General features: G+C 56.3%; 19 protein-coding genes. 15 read left to right on the top strand and 4 right to left on the bottom strand.

The window, feature by feature from the left end; translation table 11 throughout:
* Positions 1–40 precede the first annotated feature (40 nt).
* Positions 41–868, bottom strand: a complete 828-nt coding sequence (locus F6Y09_RS15175; protein ID WP_152207769.1) for a crotonase/enoyl-CoA hydratase family protein — start codon at positions 866–868, stop codon at positions 41–43.
* Positions 869–1,061: 193 nt separating this feature from the next.
* Between F6Y09_RS15175 and F6Y09_RS15170 the strand changes: the two genes are divergently transcribed.
* Positions 1,062–2,105, top strand: a complete 1,044-nt coding sequence (locus tag F6Y09_RS15170) for a CNNM domain-containing protein (protein ID WP_152207768.1) — start codon at positions 1,062–1,064, stop codon at positions 2,103–2,105.
* On the opposite strand, the gene F6Y09_RS20180 is transcribed toward F6Y09_RS15170, so the two are convergent.
* Positions 2,094–2,258, bottom strand: coding sequence for a hypothetical protein (locus tag F6Y09_RS20180; protein ID WP_179959433.1), 165 nt, complete (start codon positions 2,256–2,258; stop codon positions 2,094–2,096). The two genes, F6Y09_RS15170 and F6Y09_RS20180, sit on opposite strands and share 12 nt — an antisense overlap.
* A gap of 389 nt (positions 2,259–2,647) precedes the next feature.
* Between F6Y09_RS20180 and F6Y09_RS15160 the strand changes: the two genes are divergently transcribed.
* From F6Y09_RS15160 to F6Y09_RS15130, 7 genes are all read left to right on the top strand, one after another.
* Positions 2,648–4,450 (top strand): acyl-CoA dehydrogenase, encoded by a 1,803-nt coding sequence (locus F6Y09_RS15160; protein ID WP_152207767.1) that lies wholly within the window; start codon positions 2,648–2,650, stop codon positions 4,448–4,450.
* Positions 4,451–4,541: 91 nt separating this feature from the next.
* Positions 4,542–4,799: a hypothetical protein gene (locus F6Y09_RS15155; RefSeq protein ID WP_152207766.1), complete on the top strand. Its 258-nt coding sequence runs from the start codon at positions 4,542–4,544 to the stop codon at positions 4,797–4,799.
* A gap of 162 nt (positions 4,800–4,961) precedes the next feature.
* Positions 4,962–5,273: a hypothetical protein gene (locus F6Y09_RS15150; protein ID WP_152207765.1), complete on the top strand. Its 312-nt coding sequence runs from the start codon at positions 4,962–4,964 to the stop codon at positions 5,271–5,273.
* Between the two features lie 308 nt (positions 5,274–5,581).
* The gene (locus tag F6Y09_RS15145) at positions 5,582–7,618 is read left to right on the top strand and encodes a PhoX family protein (RefSeq protein ID WP_152207764.1); all 2,037 of its coding nucleotides are present in this window, start codon (positions 5,582–5,584) and stop codon (positions 7,616–7,618) included.
* 221 nt (positions 7,619–7,839) lie between these two features.
* Positions 7,840–9,486 (top strand): methyl-accepting chemotaxis protein, encoded by a 1,647-nt coding sequence (locus tag F6Y09_RS15140; protein WP_152207763.1) that lies wholly within the window; start codon positions 7,840–7,842, stop codon positions 9,484–9,486.
* A gap of 185 nt (positions 9,487–9,671) precedes the next feature.
* Positions 9,672–10,280, top strand: a complete 609-nt coding sequence (locus F6Y09_RS15135) for a LysE/ArgO family amino acid transporter (RefSeq protein ID WP_152207762.1) — start codon at positions 9,672–9,674, stop codon at positions 10,278–10,280.
* A 74-nt stretch (positions 10,281–10,354) separates the two neighbouring features.
* Positions 10,355–10,717 (top strand): DUF4870 family protein, encoded by a 363-nt coding sequence (locus F6Y09_RS15130; protein WP_152207761.1) that lies wholly within the window; start codon positions 10,355–10,357, stop codon positions 10,715–10,717.
* Between the two features lie 42 nt (positions 10,718–10,759).
* Here F6Y09_RS15130 and F6Y09_RS15125 read toward each other — a convergent pair whose 3' ends face one another.
* Positions 10,760–12,067, bottom strand: a complete 1,308-nt coding sequence (locus F6Y09_RS15125; protein ID WP_152207760.1) for an MFS transporter — start codon at positions 12,065–12,067, stop codon at positions 10,760–10,762.
* 113 nt (positions 12,068–12,180) lie between these two features.
* Between F6Y09_RS15125 and F6Y09_RS15120 the strand changes: the two genes are divergently transcribed.
* Positions 12,181–13,023 (top strand): 23S rRNA (adenine(2030)-N(6))-methyltransferase RlmJ, encoded by an 843-nt coding sequence (locus F6Y09_RS15120; RefSeq protein ID WP_152207759.1) that lies wholly within the window; start codon positions 12,181–12,183, stop codon positions 13,021–13,023.
* A 54-nt stretch (positions 13,024–13,077) separates the two neighbouring features.
* Here the strand turns inward: F6Y09_RS15120 and F6Y09_RS15115 are convergent, their stop codons facing one another.
* Positions 13,078–13,464, bottom strand: a complete 387-nt coding sequence (locus F6Y09_RS15115; RefSeq protein ID WP_152207758.1) for a DUF4168 domain-containing protein — start codon at positions 13,462–13,464, stop codon at positions 13,078–13,080.
* A 238-nt stretch (positions 13,465–13,702) separates the two neighbouring features.
* Between F6Y09_RS15115 and F6Y09_RS15110 the strand changes: the two genes are divergently transcribed.
* The 6 genes from F6Y09_RS15110 (at position 13,703) to F6Y09_RS15085 (ending at position 19,707) form a co-directional block, all read left to right on the top strand.
* A complete protein-coding gene (locus tag F6Y09_RS15110) occupies positions 13,703–15,193 on the top strand; it encodes a sensor histidine kinase (protein WP_246180550.1) in 1,491 nt (496 codons plus the stop codon).
* Positions 15,190–16,572: a sigma-54-dependent transcriptional regulator gene (locus F6Y09_RS15105; protein WP_152207757.1), complete on the top strand. Its 1,383-nt coding sequence runs from the start codon at positions 15,190–15,192 to the stop codon at positions 16,570–16,572. Before F6Y09_RS15110 ends, F6Y09_RS15105 begins: the two co-directional genes overlap by 4 nt.
* Positions 16,569–17,480, top strand: coding sequence for a DMT family transporter (locus F6Y09_RS15100; protein WP_152207756.1), 912 nt, complete (start codon positions 16,569–16,571; stop codon positions 17,478–17,480). Before F6Y09_RS15105 ends, F6Y09_RS15100 begins: the two co-directional genes overlap by 4 nt.
* Positions 17,473–17,748: a GIY-YIG nuclease family protein gene (locus tag F6Y09_RS15095; protein ID WP_152207755.1), complete on the top strand. Its 276-nt coding sequence runs from the start codon at positions 17,473–17,475 to the stop codon at positions 17,746–17,748. Before F6Y09_RS15100 ends, F6Y09_RS15095 begins: the two co-directional genes overlap by 8 nt.
* Before the next feature lie 258 nt (positions 17,749–18,006).
* Positions 18,007–19,014, top strand: a complete 1,008-nt coding sequence (locus tag F6Y09_RS15090; protein WP_152207754.1) for an alpha/beta hydrolase — start codon at positions 18,007–18,009, stop codon at positions 19,012–19,014.
* A gap of 36 nt (positions 19,015–19,050) precedes the next feature.
* Entirely contained in the window at positions 19,051–19,707 is a 657-nt protein-coding gene (locus F6Y09_RS15085) for a YiaD family glycine zipper/OmpA-like lipoprotein (protein WP_152207753.1), read from the top strand.
* Positions 19,708–19,715: the final 8 nt, after the last annotated feature.

Raw genomic sequence — 19,715 nt, 5'->3', positions numbered from 1 at the left:
TCAGGTCAAGCCGCTCGAACGATGGGGCCCCCGCAGCCCACTAAAGATTGCGGCGATCTTCGAACGCCCGATCAGGATCGGTGGTGTTGCGGGTCACTGCAATGCGTTGGTTGGACCGCCCGATAATCCGCCTCTGGAGGCGGGTTTCCCAGTCTAGTGCAACCTTGTCGGGAGCGCTCCAGGTGCGATTGAACAGCAGCTTGCTCGCAGCGACAGCATCAGGAGAACGGGCCGCCAGTTCCTGTGCAAACTTATAGGCCTCCGCCAATGGGTCGTCGCACACCCGGGACACCAGGCCCATGGTCCTGGCTTCGTCACCGGTAAACTGCCTCGCTGTCATGGTCAGTTCTTTTGCCAGGTCAATGGTGATTAATTCCCGCAGGGTGACCGCCAGGCTCATATCCGGAATCAGCCCCCATTTGCTTTCCATAATCGAGAATTCACAACCCGGAGTGCTGAAGCGGAAGTCCGCGCCCAGGGCGATCTGGAATCCTCCCCCGAAGCAATAGCCGTGGGTAACCGCAATGACCGGCGCTGGTACATCCCGCCAGAGATAGCCGACATCCTGGGCGAGATTACTGATTTTGCGCCCGGGTTTGACCAGTAAACGAAGAAAATTGACCGGGTTTTTTGACACCGTTTTCACATCGAGGCCCGAGCAGAACGCATCGCCTGAGCCATGCATGACGATCGCCCGCACCTGGCGTTCTTTTTTCAGCGTTTTTGCCACTCGGGTGATGGCGTCAAACATCGGCATGTCGAGACCATTAAGCTTGTCCGGCCGGTTCAGGGTTACGGTGGCAATGCCCTGGTCGATGTTGAGAAGTACCCGGTCAGTGGCGGTTTTATCGGCGGATCGCAAAGCCATAATGGTTATTCCGTTTCCCGTGGTCGTAGGATGGCTATGCTACCACGCAAACGAAAATGCCCAACATCACCGTAAGAGGCCGGCAGACAGTAAAATGTTGTCAGTTGATCCCGTGACGTTAATGTGCGGGAACTGGACGTCAGAATAGCAATGCGGCAGGGTAGTGTGCTCGCTGACTCACTATACGGAAGCTATGACTCTTCTTGTTATTTTTGCCCTGGTGTCAATCTGGTTCTCGTTTCTGTGCTCGATTCTGGAAGCCGCGTTGCTGTCAATTACGCCGAGCTACATTGCCTCGATCAAAACCAGTGATCCGGACCTGTTCGTCAGACTGAGGCAACTGAAGGACAATATAGACGACCCGCTGTCGGCTATTCTGACTCTAAACACGGTTGCTCACACCGCCGGGGCGACCGGGGTTGGTGCCCAGGTTGCGGTGGTGTTCGGTGAAGCCTGGCTGGGTCTCGCCTCAGGCATAATGACCCTTGCCATTCTCATTTTTTCGGAGATCATTCCTAAAACGATCGGCGCCAAATATTGGCGAAGACTGGCACCCAGGCTGCCAGGGATGCTCAATTTTATGATGAAGGCTTTTTTCCCTTTTATCTGGTTGTCCCAGCAGATCACCCGCCGCCTGGGGTCAGGGGATGCCGATGTTGATATACGTGGTGAAATCAGCGCATTGGCGGAAATCGGTCGGGATCAGATGGCTCTTGACGAAGATGAGAGGAAAATCATCCAGAATGTGCTGCAGTTTCACCGAATCAAAGTCAACTCCATCATTACCCCGCGCACTGTCTGCAAGTCTGTGGCAGCGGACAGCTCAATAGCGGCACTTATTGACTATGTCCGGCCCTTACCGTTTTCCCGTTACCCGGTAATCGACGAACAGAGTGAGGTGATAGGTTTCGTTCATAAATCTGATCTTATCGGCTTGTCGGAAGACGCCACTCTGAAAGACAGGATTCGCCCGATCAAGCGCGTCCGGGCACGATCCAATATTGAATATGTGTTCGGAGACATGCTGAGAGACAGACAGCATCTGGCGGCGGTGTATGACGAGACTGGCGTCTGGCAGGGGATAGTGACTCTGGAAGATATTCTTGAAACGCTGCTGGGCACAGAAATCATGGATGAAACAGACAATGTCTCCAATCTCCAGCGTTACGCCCGGCAACGGTGGAGCCGACGGCTCAAAAAAATGGCCTCGAAGCGGCCCGATAAGCTATCTGAGTGACTTCATGGCATCCTGGATGGCCTGGGCTTCGGCTTCCAGCACCCGATACCTCAAATTGTCTGACTGTCGGGACACCCCGGTTAACTGCTTCTGTTTAAGATCATAAAGCCGGGATAGAAGCGCTACCTGACCTGCTCTTGCTGGTGCATTCATGGCATATCTCCCCAATCTAACACCCTGTCGAAAAATTTTACGTTCTGGATCAGCCGACGGCCTTACTGAGAACCTAAGCATAAGCCGGGCCAAGTGACGGGCGGGGAATCAGACAGGACACCAGCGACCAAAGCGGGACCACTAGGCTCCCCCAGATCCCACCAGGCCAGCCCGCCTCCGGCACCCGCAATAGGACCATCAACTGCAATCAGCTTCTCGGGGTGACACAGTACGTCAGGGTAACGCTGACGGAACGGGTCACTATAGAGCCCCAATGCGTCGTGGCCATATGGGGGGCAGCGCTCCTGACCAGTTGAAAAATGCAACCTGGCGGTTTCCGCCGCGCCTCCAGTGTGAGAATCTGTCGCCAATTTATAAGGAGGGTCTCCATGTCCGATGTTTTGATTGATCGCCGTGATCTCGCGTTCCAGCTTTACGAAGTACTCGACACCCAAATTCTGACTGAGCGCGAGCGATTCAGTGAGCACAACCGGGACACCTATGATGCGGTCATTGAAACCGCCGACAGGATCGCCCGGGACAAGTTTGCCAATCACAACAGCGCAGCTGACAAGGATGAGCCGAAATTCGTTAACGGCCAGGTGGAAATGCTGCCTGAGGTAAAGCAGGGTTTTGATGCTTACGCCGAGGCAGGTTTTATTGCTGGCCGTTACGATTATGAGCTGGGGGGCATGCAGTTACCGGAATCTGTGATGGCGGCCTGCAATGGCTTTTTTACAGCCGCCAACCCCGGTACTGCGGGTTATCCATTCCTGACCACCGCCGCGGCCAATCTGATTCGCGTTTTTGGCAACGACGAGCAGAGAAACAGGTATCTGCCACCGATGCTGGCGGGTCAGTTTTCCGGCACCATGGCGCTGACCGAGCCCCACGCCGGGTCCTCGCTGGCCGACATTCGCACGTCCGCGACACCTACGGAGTACGGCCACTACCTGATCAAGGGTGCAAAAATTTACATCTCCGGCGGCGAGCAGTCGATCACCGACAACATCGTCAACATGGTGCTGGCCAGGATCAAGGGCGCACCTGCAGGCGTTAAAGGCATCTCCCTGTTTATAGTGCCGAAGTTCCGGGTCAACGACGGTGGCGAACCGGGCGAGCGCAACGGGGTATCCCTGGCTGGCCTGATTCATAAGCTGGGCTATCGGGGTACCACCTCGACAGCCCTGAGCTTTGGTGATGACGCGCCGTGTCATGGCTATCTGGTGGGTGAGCCGCATCAGGGTCTCAAATATATGTTTCAGATGATGAATGAGGCCCGGGTAGGGGTTGGTTTTGGCGCGGCAGTCATCGGCTATCGAGGCTACATGCACAGCCTGGAATACGCCAAAGACCGGTTACAGGGTCGCAAGGCGTCGGAGAAGAATCCGGAGTCTCCCCAGGTGCCCATCATCCAGCACGCAGACGTGCGGCGTATGCTGCTGGCACAGAAGGCCTATTGTGAAGGCGGTCTCGCCCTGTGCCTGTATGGCGCGCGCCTGATGGATGACCAGCATACCCATCCCGACGCCCAGAAACGTGAAGAAGCTGGCAAACTGCTGGACCTGCTGACCCCCGTAATAAAAGCCTGGCCCTCGGAGTTTGGCCCGAAAGCGAATGATCTGGCAATTCAGGTATACGGCGGTGCTGGTTACACTCGGGAATACCCGGTGGAGCAGTGCTGGCGGGACAACCGCCTCAATCCCATTCACGAAGGCACCAATGGCATTCAGGCGCTGGACCTGTTGGGCCGCAAAATCTGGCAGGATCAGAGCCATGGGCTTCAACTGCTGATGAAAGCCATGCAGGTGGATCTGGAGGCAGCCACCACGCCCCGTTGTCAACAATGGGCCCTGTCACTGAGTGAAACGCTGCAGCAGGCGGTGCAGGTGACTCAGATGCTTGGTAAGGCCTTGATGAGCGAAGGTCCGGATGGCGTGCTGGCCAATGCCTCCTGTTACCTGCACTTGTTTGGACACATTACCGTGGCCTGGATGTGGTTGCGGCAAGCCAATGTGGCGGCCAAGTGCCTCGAAGCGGCCAACACCGACCACGAGCGTAACTTCTATCAGGGTAAGCTACAGGCTGCTCAGTACTTCTTTCATTGGGAGCTGCCGGCGGTGGCGCAGGATATCGTACTGCTGCGGAACCAGGACGACAGTTGCCTCAATATGAAGCCCGAATGGTTCTGAGAAGTTCATCTTTTGCCTGCCACTAAGAGCTGGCGAAACCCTCGCCTCTAAGCCAGACTGATAATTCATCAGTCTGGCTTCAGGGACGGGTATGAGCGTAAGTAATGGATATCAGCCTGTTGAATGCGCTACCCGCACATTGCTGACTCGTGTTTTGATGTCCCGTGATGTGGTTGAGGTGGTGTTCAGGGACGAGTCTGGCCAGATACAGCATTACCATGATGTCATCCGTGATCTGTTCTCTCGGGCGGGTGAGGAATTTCTGTTGTTGGGTCGGGGACAGCTAGTGCGGCTGGATCACGTGTTAATGGTCAATGGTTACGCGATTGGCCAAACAGGCGTGGCCTGATCAAACTTGTGAGAACAACCCTCAAATCGGCCCTGAAACCCCTAACGCCCTGTCATTATTAAAATATCTGTAACCTGTGGCATGTTGTGGAGCTGCGAGGTGGGGTCGTAGACTACACGTTCGATGATTGATGTTGAATGTACCTCACAGAAGGGATTCCTTATGAAAAAATTAACACTTGGTGCGCTGGCTCTGACCATGACTCTTGGGCTGGCCGCATGCAGCGATGAGCCGGACGAAGGCGTCGATCTTGATGAAGCCGCTGATAACGCTGGCGAGATGCTGGACGATGCAGGTGATTCGGTCGAAGAAACTTACGAAGAGGCTACTGGCCAGGATACGGTAGGTGACGACATCGAAGACGCCGGCGAAGAAACCGGTGAAGCCATGGAAGATGCCGGCGACTCCATGGGCGACACTGCTGAAGATGTTGGTGAATCCATGGAAGAAAGCGCCGACGAAGCTACTAATTAATTAGTTGGTGTCTTAGTCCGAAGCCCGCCCTAGCGCGGGCTTTTTTGTGCGCCCGGCACGGGCGCGTAGCAGCCCGACATTTGTACGGAAGGTGTGGCAGTAAATGCGGCAGGTATAAGTATGAATGTCTCGCGTCTTACCCTGGAAAGGCGGGTTTTCTGCCTCGGTGCAACGTACGTTGTCCCCCTGCTCGATTGAACTGTCAAAAAAGCTTAAAGAAACTGACTTCTGGTTGTCTGCAATCTGTCACCTGAGCCATCGACACTGTGTTCTCTAAAACCGATAAAACACCCGAGAGAGGCAGGACCATGGCAAAGCATGACCTGGATCCGAATTACCTGGATCCCAATTACGAACCCGTTGTAAATCATTCGGGCAATACGTCCTTCGCATCGGTGCTGACAGCAAGGATGCAGCGGCGCACTCTGATGAAGGGCAGTGTTGGCGCTGCTCTGGTCAGTGTGATGGGAATGAGCCTCGTCGGTTGCTCTGACAGTGACGATGACGATGATAACGGCACCACCAGTGGTAATGCCCAGGCTGACACAGAGCTCGGGTTCAAGGCTGTCGCGGTTTCCAGCGAAAACCGCGTGACCGTTCCGGAAGGTTATTCTTCTGTTACCTTCGTACCCTGGGGCACGCCCATTACCGGGAGCTACCCGGAGTACCGCGCCGATGGCACCAATACCGGTGCTGATCAGGAGCAGCAGGTAGGCATGCATCACGACGGCGTGCACTTTTTCCCGATCGACCAGAAGGCCGGTGGCAACAGTTCTACCGAAGGTCTGCTGGTAATGAACCATGAGTACATCAACCAGAGTGCGCTGCATGCCAATGGCCCGACTAAAGCTGTTGACAACGGCGGCGTTCGCCCGGCGGACGAGGTTCGCAAGGAAATCGCGGCTCACGGCGTTTCTGTCATTCATATCAAGCAGGACAGTGAAGGTAAGTGGGACGTCGTTTTCGGAAGCCCCTATAATCGTCGCATCACCGGCGGCACCCCGATGGACATCCGTGGTCCGGTGCGTGGATACAGCAAGCTTGTAACTCCCTATAGCCTGAGCGCTACGGAAACCCGTGGCACCCTGAATAACTGCGCCATGGGGCCGACCCCTTGGGGTACTTATCTGGCAGCCGAAGAGAACTGGCATGGCTACTTCACCACCAGCGCGGCAGAGCGTCCGCGGGAATACGTTCGTCACGGTGTGGGTAGCAGCTCCCGGTATGACTGGGAACTGGCTGACAGCGGGCTTGACCAGTACGTTCGCTTCAACGTAACGCCCATGGATGGTGGTTCTGCCGAAACTGACTACCGCAACGAAGCCAACACCTTCGGCTACATGGTCGAGATTGATCCGTTTGCACCCGAGAGCAAGCCTCAGAAGCGCACGGCCCTGGGGCGCTTTGGTCACGAGGGTGTGATTTTCGCACCGGCCAAAGAAGGCAAACCTGTGGTTTGCTATTCCGGCGATGATTCACGATTCGAGTACATCTACAAGTTCGTGTCTGCCCAGGCCTACAATGCCTCTACCGCGAATGGTTCGCTTCTGGAAGACGGTACGCTGTACGTTGCCCGGTTCAATGAGGACGGAACTGGCGATTGGCTGGCGCTGTCTCTCGACGAGGCAGAATTCGCTGCCAAGGTCGCTGCCGCCGAGGGCAATGAAGTGGGGCGTAGCGGCATTCTGTTCGACGGGTTCGAAAACCAGGCCGATGTTCTGGTGAACACCCGACTGGCGGCCGATATCGCGGGCGCTACGACGATGGACCGCCCGGAGTGGGGTGCTGTTGATCCGAACACTGGTGCGGTTTACTTCACCCTGACCAACAACAGCAACCGTACTGAAGAACAGACGAATGCCGCGAACCCGATTGTAGAGAACCGGACCGGTCACATCATCCGCTGGAGTGAGCAAGGCAATGATCACGCCGCCACCAGCTTCGACTGGGATATCTTCGTCTTTGCCGGCGAGCAAGGCACCGAGACTGTCGTTGATGATGAAGTGATCGTGTCACTGACTGACGACAACATCTTCAGCAGCCCGGATGGTCTCTGGTTCGATTACAACGGTCGCCTGTGGATCCAGACTGACAACGGTTATAAAAAAGAGACTTTTGGTAACGACATGATGCTGGCTGCGAACCCGGAAACCCGCGAAATCAAGCGTTTCTTCGTTGGGCCCCAGGGCTGCGAGGTGACGGGCGTTGTCTCCACGCCGGATGTGAAGACCATGTTCGTCAACATCCAGCATCCGGCCGGCAACTGGCCGAACGCGGCGGAGGATCGTCCCCGAGATGCGACCGTCATCGTAACGAAGGATGACGGAGGTGTCGTCGGGGCCTGATACAGGCTCTTACGTTCTCGACTGAATCCGACCGCAACGCTGGGCGCTTCTGAAAAGAAGTTTCCGGGTTGCGGTTTTTTGTATCAGATTTGTAGCAGTCAGCCGTAAAACACTTGCTGATGAACTAAAGTGGCAGGTATTAATACAGGTCAGTTCATTAATCTCTCGGGTGATAATAAGTCAAGGATGTATTCACTAATAATGATAATAACGAGGTTGCTATGGGTTTGCTCAGTCGACCTGTTTTGTTGGTGGGGGTTTCGGTTGCCTTTGTTGTCGCCATTGCGGCCATGGTGGTGGCGCCGTTGATGGGGTTGGATGGTGCGTCGGTTCTGGTGGGGCTCGTCATTGGCCTGGTGGTGGCTACCGCCTATCTGGTTTTGCGTGTGCTTGAACCGGTAGAGCGATCCCTTGAGCAATTGAACGCAGGCGAACTGCCAGCCGGCAGTCCGCTCGGGAAACAATGCAAGAGTCTTCTGGCAGAAGCCAAAGTCGGTCGTACCCTGGTAGAAACACTTTCTGGAAGCGCCGACAAGAATGCCATTTCCGCCGCCCAGGTGTCTTTCGCGGCGGACCAGCTAAAGATTCGTCTGGATCGCCAGGTCAGCGAAACCGCTCAGATGTCGGAGTATGCCGGGCAAATTACCGAAAGTGTGCGTGAATCCGCCCAGCAGGCCACGGATGCTGCCACCATGGCCTTGCAGAATCGTCAGGTGAGCATAGAAGGGCGCGAGGCGCTGACCTTCGCAATAGACAGCGTGCGGGCTGTGCATGAGCAGTCCAGTGAGAATCTGAGGCTGATTCAGGAGCTGAACGAGAAATCCAACAAGATTCAGGGGGTGACCACCACCATTCAGGCCATCGCAGAGCAAACCAACCTGCTTGCCCTGAATGCGGCGATTGAAGCAGCCCGTGCAGGCGATCAGGGGCGGGGGTTCGCGGTTGTTGCTGATGAAGTCAGGCAGTTGGCCGGTCGGACAGCACAGGCAACCGGGGAAGTGGCCGAAACGCTCCAGGAAATACGGTCTGACACCTCCTTGATCGTCTCGCGAATTGAGGACCTTGCCAAAAGCGTAGCGACCGGCCTGAAATCTGTTGAAGGTGTTGGAGAGCGCCTGGATCAGATTCGCGATCAATCCGATCGGGTTCAGCAACAGGTAGCGCGTATTGCCGAGATTGATCAGAATAATGAGCAGAGCCTGCGGCAGGTGTCCTCTGCTATTGAAACGGTTCGCGACCAGATCACAGAGAGCGATTCCAGTGTCACCTCACTTGCCCAGCAGGCTGCGACTCTGATGGAGCTGGCGGAAGAAGCCAATGCGGCGTTTGCCCTCAACAGTAGTGAAAGTTATCACCGTTTCTTCTATGAACAGGCAAGGCAAGGTGCCGATCGCATTGCTGCCATGTTCGAACGAGCGCTGGAAACCAATGACCTCACAGACACGCAACTGTTCGACAAATCCCGGACACCAGTGCCTGGTACCACGCCTGCCAAATTCCGTTCCGCCTTTGACAGTTACACCGATAAACAGCTGCATGGCATCCAGGAGCCCGTAAAGGATTCGAACGAAGCGGTCGTGTTTGCCATTGCCTGCGCGCCGGACGGCTACGTGCCTACCCACAACCGTGATTTTGCCCATGAACCCACCGGTGATCCGGAAAAAGACCTGGTTCGCAGCCGTAGTAAGCGCCTGTTCAATGACCGCACCGGCGCCCGGTGCGGTAGCCATATTCAAACCATGCTGCTGCAAACCTACCGCCGGGATACCGGTGAAATCATGCACGACATGTCCGTGCCGATTTATGTGAAAGGCCGCCATTGGGGAGGCTTCCGTGTGGGTTACCGTCCTCGTGTGGTAGCAGCGTAACCGGGCCTCACCATACGTTGCCAGGCCCCGTTAGCGAGCAACGCACTTTCCCACGGTTGCGATGACGGTAACCAAGGCCTGAACCAATTTGTAGTCCGGCATAAGTAAAACCTATTTTAGGAATATGGTTTTTAGGTATAGCAATGCCGGATTATGCTGGCCTTCTCCAAATCGGCGAGGTGGACATGTTACAAAGTTATCTGACGGGGCTGGTGGTTTGCGGGGGCATCATAATGGCTATCGGCGCCCAGAATGCCTATTTATTGGGGCAGGCGTTCCGGAGAGAGCATCACTGGTGGTCCGCGGTCTTGTGTATGAGCACCGATGCCCTGCTTTTTATTGCGGGCATGCTTGGCCTCAGTGCAGCATTGATGGCCGTACCTTCGGCGCTTGAGGTGTTAAGGTGGACCGGTGTCGCGTTTTTGCTGTGGCTGTCCTTTACAGCCTTCAGGCGCTCGGTGCAGGGGCGCTCGTCGCTGACCGCGCAGGTTGAGACCCGGCGAAGTCTGGGCGGGGTGTTACTGACGACCCTGGCGGTTACGCTGCTGAACCCCCAGGTTTATCTGGATACTTTGTTGCTGATTCCCTCAATCGGCGTGCAGCAGTCCGAGCCTATGGTGTTTGTGGCGGGCGCCACCAGCGCGTCCATACTCTGGTTCGCCCTGTTAGCCTGGGGCGGGGCGGCGCTCGGCCCGCTGCTCTCCAGGCCCCTGGCGTGGCGTATTATCGATGGTGCGATCTCACTCATGATGCTGTTTATTGCCCTGCATCTGCTGTTTAACGGGCTGGGGTGAGTGGCGGGCAACCAAAGAATGCTCTCATCTTATATACTGGCGACAAGATATTATCAGGATGGGAGTAAACAATTTTGGCTGAACCCGAATTCCGTCCGGCAAGCCCGGACCCGATCGACCGAAGAAGTGACGCCGCCCGTAATCTTGCGGTGGTGGTTTATATCCTGCAGGCCCTGTCATTTTTTCTGGGCGGTATCAGCGGTCTGGTCGGAGTTATCATCAACTACGTGAAGATGGACGATGTCCAGGGCACCTGGATCGAATCCCACTTTCGATGGCAGATTCGCACCTTCTGGATCGGTCTGCTCTGGACCGTCATCGGAGTGGTGACCACCATGATCATCATAGGTTGGTTTATTCTGCTCGGGATTGCCATCTGGATCATCTTCCGGATCGTCAAGGGCGCGTTGGCTCTGAACGACGGCAAAACCGTTTAGGTATTTCAGGCACGACCCGGCAGGCCTTGATTCTGGCCGGGCCTATTCGACTTCCCGCAATTTCAAAGCACAAAGGGTACCGGTCAGCCCCATCAGCCCCAGCATGGTGATGACTGCGCCGGTGGAAATCAGTGAGGCAACAACGCTCAAGCCGCCAGCCACCAGCAGCAGTACACCGATCACCGTGTTGCTGACCGCATTATAATCCGTCCGCTTGTTGCCCCCTGCCATATCTACCAGGTACGTCTTGCGGCCGAGCCGCACCCCCGCGTGGGCGATGCTCAGCAGGAAAAATGCAACAGGGTAGAACCAGATCGACATCTTCCCGTCACCGGTGACAATATTGGTAATGCCAATCCCCAGGCAAACCAGAGTTGCAATTGCGGCGCCGCGGATCATCACCTGTCGGCTGGATTTGTCCGCCATCCAGCCCCACACGCTGGCACTGACAGAACTGGCAAGGCTGCTGGCAAGCAGGAATACCCCCAGTAGCCAGCCGTTGTCAGACTGCTGTTGGGCCAGTACCACAAAATAGGGCGAGGCAAGGGCCGAGCACAGTAACAGTGCCCGGGTTATCACGAAGTGCCGGAAGGGTTTGTCGTCCCGCAGCAGAGACAGGCTTGCCACGGCTTCCCCCATGGCATTGCCGCCGCCCCCGGTTTCGCCTTGGTATTCGTCCACCACCGCGAACAATGCGCTGGCTATCAGCCAGAGTCCGGCCGCCAAGAGCAGCAGGATGGTATAGAACAGTACCGACGGGTCACCGCGGTCCCAGAACAGCAAGATGGTGAGCCCCACTGTGGCTGCGCCACCCAGGGTGCTGGCCAAGCCGGATAACCTGCCACGACGTGCTTTGGGAATACACTTGCCCTGGACATCCTTCATGGCGACAGAGCAAAACCCTCGGGACAGTGAGAAGACGATCAACGCAGCGATGACCCCATAGCCAGCCGGATAGCCCTCAAGCAACCAAACGCTTGCCGCCATACCTGTCACACTGGCGGCCTGGCCGAGGCTGCCCAGCACCCAAAACCACTTGCGCACGGGTTTTTTGCGAACCCAGGCACCAATGACCAGTTGCGGAATCATCGAGCCGGCTTCCCGAATCGGCACCAGCCAGCCCACCAGCCCTGCGGCACCAAGGGCTGTCAGCAGCCATGCCAGTACGGTCTTGGGGCTGATGAGTAAATCGCCGAGTTTGGTCAGCACCAGGCTGCCGAGGATCAGGAAAAAATTCCTGGGCACCTCCCGGCAAGCGTCCTCAGGGATGTCCTTACAGGCTCGCGCGTCTTCCTCGTTGGCGATGAGGGCATAGAGTTGGTCTGCAGTGTTGACGTTCTTTTGTGACAAAACGGCTTCCTCGGGGTTATCTTCGGGCTTGCGTTTGGCGCTGAGGGCCCCAAAGCATAGCAGTCTGAATTATAACGTTGAATCCGAAGCACGCCGATTTCCGGGAGTCATACATGCTCAGTTACCTCCACGCCTTTCACGCCGGTAATTTTGCCGATGTGCAAAAACACAGCGCGTTGTTTCTTACACTTCAGTTGATGCAGGCAAAGTCGTCGCCCATTGCGTGTTTCGACACCCACGCCGGCAGCGCCTTGTATGACCTGAAAAGCGAGCGGGCGCTCAAGACGTCGGAGGCGGCCGAAGGCATCCAGGCGCTCTGGTCACAGCGCCGCGCGTTGGCGTCGCCGGATTGGCAAGGGTTTATGGATCATCTTCAGCGAGTGAACAAGGGTGGCGGTGCTCTGATCCGTTATCCGGGATCACCGGCATGGCTGGCGGACAGGTGTCGGAGTCAGGATTCAGTAACCTGCTTCGAGCTTCATCCCTCAGAAAGCGGGGCGCTTTCCCGTTGGGCCGGTTCGACTCCGGTACAGGTGCGTCATCAGGATGGCCTGCGAGGTCTGCTCGGCTGTCTGCCGCCTGACAAGCCACGCCTGCTCACGTTGATTGACCCATCCTATGAAGTGAAAGCCGAGTATAAACAGGTAGCCGAGACGCTCGCCAAAGCCTGGCACCGCTGCCGCCACGGCGTGTTCCTGATCTGGTATCCATTGCTGCCAAAGCAGGATCATCAGACCCTGCTATCCGCCATTGCAGCGGGCAAGATCAGCAAGGTATTGCGCAGTGAAGTGTTGCTGAATCGTCCGCCGGATCGGGGCATGTTCGGTTCTGGAATACTGGTGATCAATCCGCCGTGGGGGTTTGAGGAACGATATGCCGGCATGATCCGGGATGCTGTCCGGCCGGAGGTACTGGATGCCCGGCATCAACTCGACTGGCTCGTTCCCGAGTCATAAAAAAACCCCGCACAAGGCGGGGTCAAGAGGGTTAATGCACTCTGAATTGCGGGTTTACATCAGGGCATCGACACGGTTACGAACCCGTGGTTCGCTGTTGTAGGCAGTGGCGATGGCGTTGTAGGTCGGGATATCCAGACCGGCATCCTCAATAACGGTTACCATCTCATCGTTGGCTTCCATCTGAAGCTCCTGAGCGTTCTCCTGAGAGTCGGACGATTCGATCTTCTTCATATAGTCTTCGCGGATTTCATTGATACCTGATTGAGCTTCTACAAACTGCTTGAGTTCAGCATCGTTGTAGTTGGTTTTCTGGGTGCCTGCTGAGGCCGGATCACTGTAGCTTTCCTTGTCAACGCTTTCGGTTGCCTGCTGAGCGATTGCCGGCCCACCGGCCAACAGGGCCATGGACAATGACAGTGAGGTCAGAAGTTTTTTCATGGTCTTCTCCTTTCTGGGTTGGACATCTGTAGAACGGCTTACCTTGTTTCGTACCAGTTGTTTCGTATCAAGTACTATCCAACCTCCGTGCCAAGTCATTTTTTTCAGCGAAAAATAACAAAATAATCAATAAAAACAATAATTTAATATATTCGTAAAATGAAAGCTGAGCAATGTTGATTGAGGCGTAATGCCACATGTGGCATTACTGTGGGACATTTTTGCAGGAGACCACGACGTGCCCGTGACATTACCCACACCCAAGCGGGTGTTTAATTCATTGCGCCTGACATTAGTGCTCAGCATTGTTGTGCCGTTGCTGGTTTTAAGCGGTGGGGCGATTGTTTGGGGGCTGTCAGCGGTTGAAAGCAGCCTGGATGACAGGCTCAGGGAGGATCTGGAGCTGGTTGCCAGAGCTGCAAGCGGCCCACTCTCCCTTGCCATGTCGGAGGGGGATACCATTGTATTGGATGACGCCCTGAAATCGATCTTCCGCATCGGGCGTGTGTTCGGGGCCTCTGTTTATGATGCCAAGGGAGATCTGGTTGCCAGTCTGGGCGTGGCCGATAGCAGCGTTAACCGCAGTCAGAGCGCAGTGCAAGCCATTGAAACCGGTGAGCTGGGGGGTGCTTTTCGCCGGGTCGACGGCAAAGCAGTATTTTCGCAATTTACGCCTTTAATTGCAGAAGACGGCAGAATACAGGGTCTACTCCAGATTACCCGCAAGCGCAGTGATTTCCAGGAACAGCTCACCGCCACTCGATTTCGGGCTATCGCGATCTGGAGTGCGCTGTCTTTGATTGTCATTCTGGTGGTGGTGATCGGGCATTACGGCTCTATCGGTCGCCATGTCAGTCAGTTATTGGCGGATATGGCAGCCCTTGGCCCCGGGCAGTGGCGAATTCCGCACTCGCCTTCCGGGCCGCGGGAAATTCGCCAGATTCACCAGGGGCTTGATGCAATGGCGCAGCGCATGGCGTCGGCGGAACAGGAAATTCTTACGCGGGTGGAGCGCGAGCGGGATCTGGCAGACCGGCTTCAGTATCAGGAGAAAGTAGCGATGATCGGTCGGGTGGCCGGTGGTGTTGCTCATGAACTGGGGGCGCCATTGAGTGTGATCGAGGGCAGGGCAAACATTCTGGCTCGATCGCTGGCTGGCGACAGCCAGAAGCGTCACCTCAGTGATATCACTTACCAGGTAAGGCGAATGACGCTGATCATCGAACAGCTACTCGACTGTTTTCGCCACGTGCCCGATGCGCGCCGACCGCTTGATCTGGGTAAGGCCTTACGCGAGGTGGTGGTGCAAGTGCTGTCAGACCGGCGCAAGGAAGATCGCCAACTGGCGGTCTATGGTCTGGACCAGCTGGCATGGATACTGGCGGAGCCGACTCGCCTGCAGTTGGCCTGCCTCAATGTTATTCGCAATGCCTGCCAGGCCGCCCGGTCGCGGGTGGAGGTCCGTCTTTCAAAAGCCTCCGGTGGCTGGGAAGTGTTGGTAGATGATAACGGCAGCGGTATTGAAGAGTCGTTACGCCAGCGCATATTTGAACCATTTTACAGTACCCGGGCAGCGGGTGAAGGCACCGGGCTGGGCCTTGCTGTGGTGGGCAGTGTGTTAAAGGAGCACGGTGGCACCATTGATGTGGCTGACAGCGATATGGGCGGCTGTCGCATGCGCCTGTTCTGGCCTGAGTTTCAATCACGTTCAGCGGGAGATGCAGAATGACGGAGCAATCATCGCGAATTTTGCTGGTGGAAGACGACGCCAGTTTGAGGTCTCTGCTCACCGAAGAGCTGGAAATCGACGGCTACCAGGTTGAATCAACCGGCTCTTTCGGGGAGGCCGTAGCCGCTGCCGTGGCACGACGACCCGCGCTTGTGGTGTCAGATTTGCGACTGCCGGATCAGGACGGACTCGCGATACTGCGCCGCCTGCAGGCGGAGGGCATAGCCGTACCCTTTATAGTTGTTACCGCGTTTGGCACCGTGGACCAGGCGGTGGAGGCGCTGAAAGCCGGCGCTGATGATTTCCTTACCAAACCGCTCTCTATTGATCACTTGCGTTTGAAGGTAAAGCGTCTGTTGGCCCATGCCGCCATTACCTCGGAGCTGGCGCAATATAAATCCCGCAATCAGATCGACTCTGACCACGGCTTGATCGGTCAGAGTGACGCCATGTCCGAGTTGCGCAAGCAGCTGGAGCGCATCGCGCGCAGCCAGGCGTCGGTACTGGTTAATGGCGAGAGCGGCACCGGCAAGGAACTCGTTGCCAAGGCAATCCACCACCTGAGCAGCCGTCGTGATAAGCCTTTCATACCTGTCAACTGTGCGGGTATTCCCCATGAGTTGATGGAGAGTGAGTTTTTCGGTCATGAAGCCGGCGCTTTCACCGGGGCAAAGCAGGCCCGTAAAGGCCTGTTTGCCGAGGCCGATGGCGGCACACTCTTGCTGGATGAGATTGGGGAAATGCCCCTTGCCCTGCAGGCTAAACTGTTGCGGGTTCTACAGGAAGGTCAAATCAAACCGGTAGGTGCTGACCATGAGGAACCCGTCGACGTCCGGGTGATTGCGGCTACCCATGTCGATCTGGTGAAAGCTGTTCAGCAGGGCGACTTTCGGGAGGATCTGTATTATCGCCTCGACACTCTTACTCTCAGCGTACCGCCGCTCAGGGAGCGGGGTGAAGACATCGAGTTGCTTGCCATGCATTTCCTGCGGGAAGCTGCCGGGCGGCACGGTCGGGGTTTCTTGCGCCTCAGTGAGATAACGTCCCAGGTGCTGGCGGACTATCCTTTTCCCGGCAATGTACGAGAGCTTGCCAGCGCAATGGAACGCGCGGTGACATTCTGCGATGGTGATACCGTTCAGCCGGAGCACTTGCCGGTGCGCATACGAAAGCGTGAGGCCGGAGTGGTGGAGCCTGTCAGCGGCCGCGACAGTGACAACATCGCGCAGTGGCCAACCCTTGACCAGATTCAACAGGATTACGTTGGTCAGGTCATCAAAGCCGTTGAGGGCAACAAGCGCCGGGCGGCCCAGATTCTGGGTATCAACCGTCGTACGCTCTACCGCTGGCTCGCCGCTGACGAGGGCGAAGCCTCATGAAGAACCAGTCCCAGGCCATGGTTTACGGCCTGGCTACTGTGCTGCTCTGGTCAACGGTCGCTACGGCGTTCAAACTGTCACTGCGCGAAATTTCTCCGGTCCAGCTGCTGTTCATCGCATGCGCTGCCTCGGTCGTGGTACTGGCTCTGGTGCTGGTTGTTCAGCGTCGCTGGCATCTGGTGTTTGCCCTTCGCCGTCGCCAGTATCTGCAGTCCATCGGCATGGGGCTGGTAAATCCCTGTCTCTACTATTTTCTGTTATTTGGCGCCTTTGACCGTTTGCCTGCCCAGGAAGCCCAACCCCTGAACTACACCTGGGCTCTGGTGCTGGCCTATCTGTCGGTGCCCTTTCTCGGTCATCGGTTGCGCAAGGTTGATGTGGTCGCAGGGCTTATTTGCTACAGCGGGGTGGTGGTCATCGCAACCCGTGGCGATGTGCTGTCATTGACGTTCTCGGACCCTCTGGGCGTCGCTTTTGCCCTGGGCAGCACACTGGTCTGGGCGTCCTACTGGATTATCGCCACACGGGACCGCCGTGACCCGGTGGTGGGCCTGTTTCTGAATTTTCTCTGTGGCTTGCCCTTCATTGCATTGGCTTGCGGCTTAACGGACGGATTCGGGTTCGGGTTGGGGCAGGGTGTGGTCGCCGCGCTGTATGTGGGGATTTTTGAGATGGGGATTGCCTTTGTGTTCTGGTCCTATGCAATGAAAAAGGCAGAGAACACCGCACAGGTCAGCAACCTTATTTTTATTTCGCCGTTTGTGTCTCTGGTGTTTATCTATTTTATTCTGGGTGAAGTGATCTTGCCCTCCACCTACATTGGTCTGATGCTAATCGTAGCCGGGCTGTGGTTCCAGCAACATCGCAAAGCAACGGCACCTGTTCCGGGCGCGGTGCCCCATGAGTAACTGGTCACTTTATCTTGTTCGCACCCGACAAGGCTCCCTCTATACCGGCATTACCACGGATGTGGAGCGGCGTCTTGGGGAACACCAGGCCGGTTGGCCAAAAGGGGCGAAAAGCCTGCGTGGCCGGGGGCCGCTGACGCTGGCTTTTTCGGTTCCGGTCGGAAACCGGGCGCAGGCGTCCCGTCTGGAATGGCTGGTCAAACAATGGTCCCGACAGAAAAAAGAAGACCTGGTAAGCGGCAGGATCATTTTACCAGGTGAGGCCTGATGTGACTGCCAGCCGCTGACGCCCGATCCCGACGCTCGGTGACAGCATCGGCCGGACCACGCGTAGCATGGTTTGTCGCAGGCCAGATTCAAGCACCGCCTGAATCCTGTTTATCTCCGAATAAAGGGTGTGATACGTCCCATGGCAACGCCCGGATATGCTAACCTGCTGGCATTGATCGGGTGCCGTTGACAGGGTGCCCCGGGCTATTGGCAAACCATCCAACTTACCGTGCAAATGACAGGCGCTTGACACTACGTGTACTGGAAAACGGATACCATAGATATTCCCGGCTGGGACCGGGCATCGTTGATCACGCAAGTCCGTGTATTTGAACCGGAAGGTGATCAAGGCATTGTGCCGGAAGCCGAGGAATATTGTCGTTTTTACGGTCTTGATCTCTGGGTAGAGCATCCGAATGTTGTCTACCAGCAGGGTAGTCTTGAGGCGGGCGGGCACAGTGTAGTGGCGCACTATTACCGGATGCCGGAAGCCCGGGGCACAGTATTTATCCTGCACGGTTATTTTGATCATGTGGGGCTTTATAGCCAGCTTATTGACCGCTGTCTTGCTGCCGGGTTCGATGTTATGGCTTACGATCAACCTGGCCACGGGCTCTCAAGCGGCACGCCAGCGGCAATTGGTAGCTTTGTGGAATACCAGGCGGTGCTGACCGATGTCATGGCCGCTGTGCGTGGGCGAATACGCGGGCCCTGGTTCGCTGTGGGTCAGAGCACAGGCGGTGGTATATTGATCGATTACCTGCTCTCCAACCACCACAATTGTGAAACCTCGGCCTTCCGTCGCGTAGTGCTGCTGGCACCATTGATCAGGCCTGCGGGCTGGCTCGGTGCAAAGGTGCTGCACAGTTTCGCCAAACCGTTTATACGGCGCTGGCGACGACTGTTTTCCGAGAACAGTGGTAATTCCCGGTTCCTGCGATTCTTGAAAGAGGTGGATCCACTGCAGGCTCGCGCGGTTCATGTGGACTGGGTTACAGCGCTGCGCCAGTGGGTCCCGCATATCGAGTCGGCCCGCCCGGTGGATTTTCCGCTCACCGTTGTGCAGGGTGAGAAGGATTTGACGGTGGATTGGCGGCACAATCTGAGAATCCTGAGAAATAAATTTTCCCGGGTAACGGAACTCAGAATCCCGGATGGGCGTCACCATCTTGTGAACGAAGCCCAGGATTTGCAGGCGACCGTCTTCAATACAATTATTGATGTGTTCAATGAGGAAGCAGGCGCTCTTTCCAAGGCCGGCTGACTCTTCATAACCCGTTGTAGTAGTAAGGAGTAGGATGTGAAAAAAACAATTGTAGCGGTTTCTGTTGCTCTGGTAGGCCTCAGTGGTTGTATGACCTATGATCCCTATACGGGAGAAGAGAAAACCTCCAGTGCCACCAAAGGCAGCATTATTGGCGCTCTGAGCGGTGCCGCTGTGGGCGCAGCCACCTCCAGTAAAAGCGATCGCGGCAAAGGCGCGCTGATTGGTGCTGCATCCGGCGCAGCTGTCGGTGGCGGTATCGGTTATTATATGGACCGTCAGGAGGCCAAGTTGCGTCAGCAGCTCGAAGGCACCGGCGTTCGCGTTGTCCGCGACGGCGACCAGATTGAACTGATCATGCCGGGTAATATCACCTTTGATGTTAACGAATCGACAATCAAGCCGACGTTCAGCAACACTCTGGAGTCTGTCGGGCTGGTACTGAACGAATTCGATAAAACCATTATCCAGATTGAGGGCCATACGGACAGCACTGGCGCCCAGAGCTACAACCAGTTGCTGAGTGAGAGCCGAGCGGCTTCGGTACGTGACTTCCTGCTGAACCAGGGTATTCAGGCCAGCCGTACCCGTGCAGTGGGTTATGGCCCCCGCTATCCTCTTACTTCTAATGACACAGCGTCAGGACGCGAGCAGAACCGCCGCGTTGAGTTGACCTTGGTACCGATGCAGTAACGGCCAAA

This window comes from Marinobacter changyiensis (genome assembly GCF_009193265.1).
GTDB classification, from domain to species: domain Bacteria; phylum Pseudomonadota; class Gammaproteobacteria; order Pseudomonadales; family Oleiphilaceae; genus Marinobacter; species Marinobacter changyiensis.
The sequence above is the reverse complement of the archived record's forward strand: the minus strand, read 5'-3'. Positions and strand labels throughout refer to the sequence as shown.

Bases quoted from the DNA above. Each gene is read 5' to 3' on its own strand.
- F6Y09_RS15175 (WP_152207769.1), bottom strand. From the start codon at position 868: ATGGCTTTGCGATCCGCCGATAAAACCGCCACTGACCGGGTACTTCTC.
- F6Y09_RS15170 (WP_152207768.1), top strand. From the start codon at position 1,062: ATGACTCTTCTTGTTATTTTTGCCCTGGTGTCAATCTGGTTCTCGTTT.
- F6Y09_RS20180 (WP_179959433.1), bottom strand. From the start codon at position 2,258: ATGAATGCACCAGCAAGAGCAGGTCAGGTAGCGCTTCTATCCCGGCTT.
- F6Y09_RS15160 (WP_152207767.1), top strand. From the start codon at position 2,648: ATGTCCGATGTTTTGATTGATCGCCGTGATCTCGCGTTCCAGCTTTAC.
- F6Y09_RS15155 (WP_152207766.1), top strand. From the start codon at position 4,542: ATGAGCGTAAGTAATGGATATCAGCCTGTTGAATGCGCTACCCGCACA.
- F6Y09_RS15150 (WP_152207765.1), top strand. From the start codon at position 4,962: ATGAAAAAATTAACACTTGGTGCGCTGGCTCTGACCATGACTCTTGGG.
- F6Y09_RS15145 (WP_152207764.1), top strand. From the start codon at position 5,582: ATGGCAAAGCATGACCTGGATCCGAATTACCTGGATCCCAATTACGAA.
- F6Y09_RS15140 (WP_152207763.1), top strand. From the start codon at position 7,840: ATGGGTTTGCTCAGTCGACCTGTTTTGTTGGTGGGGGTTTCGGTTGCC.
- F6Y09_RS15135 (WP_152207762.1), top strand. From the start codon at position 9,672: ATGTTACAAAGTTATCTGACGGGGCTGGTGGTTTGCGGGGGCATCATA.
- F6Y09_RS15120 (WP_152207759.1), top strand. From the start codon at position 12,181: ATGCTCAGTTACCTCCACGCCTTTCACGCCGGTAATTTTGCCGATGTG.
- F6Y09_RS15115 (WP_152207758.1), bottom strand. From the start codon at position 13,464: ATGAAAAAACTTCTGACCTCACTGTCATTGTCCATGGCCCTGTTGGCC.
- F6Y09_RS15105 (WP_152207757.1), top strand. From the start codon at position 15,190: ATGACGGAGCAATCATCGCGAATTTTGCTGGTGGAAGACGACGCCAGT.
- F6Y09_RS15100 (WP_152207756.1), top strand. From the start codon at position 16,569: ATGAAGAACCAGTCCCAGGCCATGGTTTACGGCCTGGCTACTGTGCTG.
- F6Y09_RS15095 (WP_152207755.1), top strand. From the start codon at position 17,473: ATGAGTAACTGGTCACTTTATCTTGTTCGCACCCGACAAGGCTCCCTC.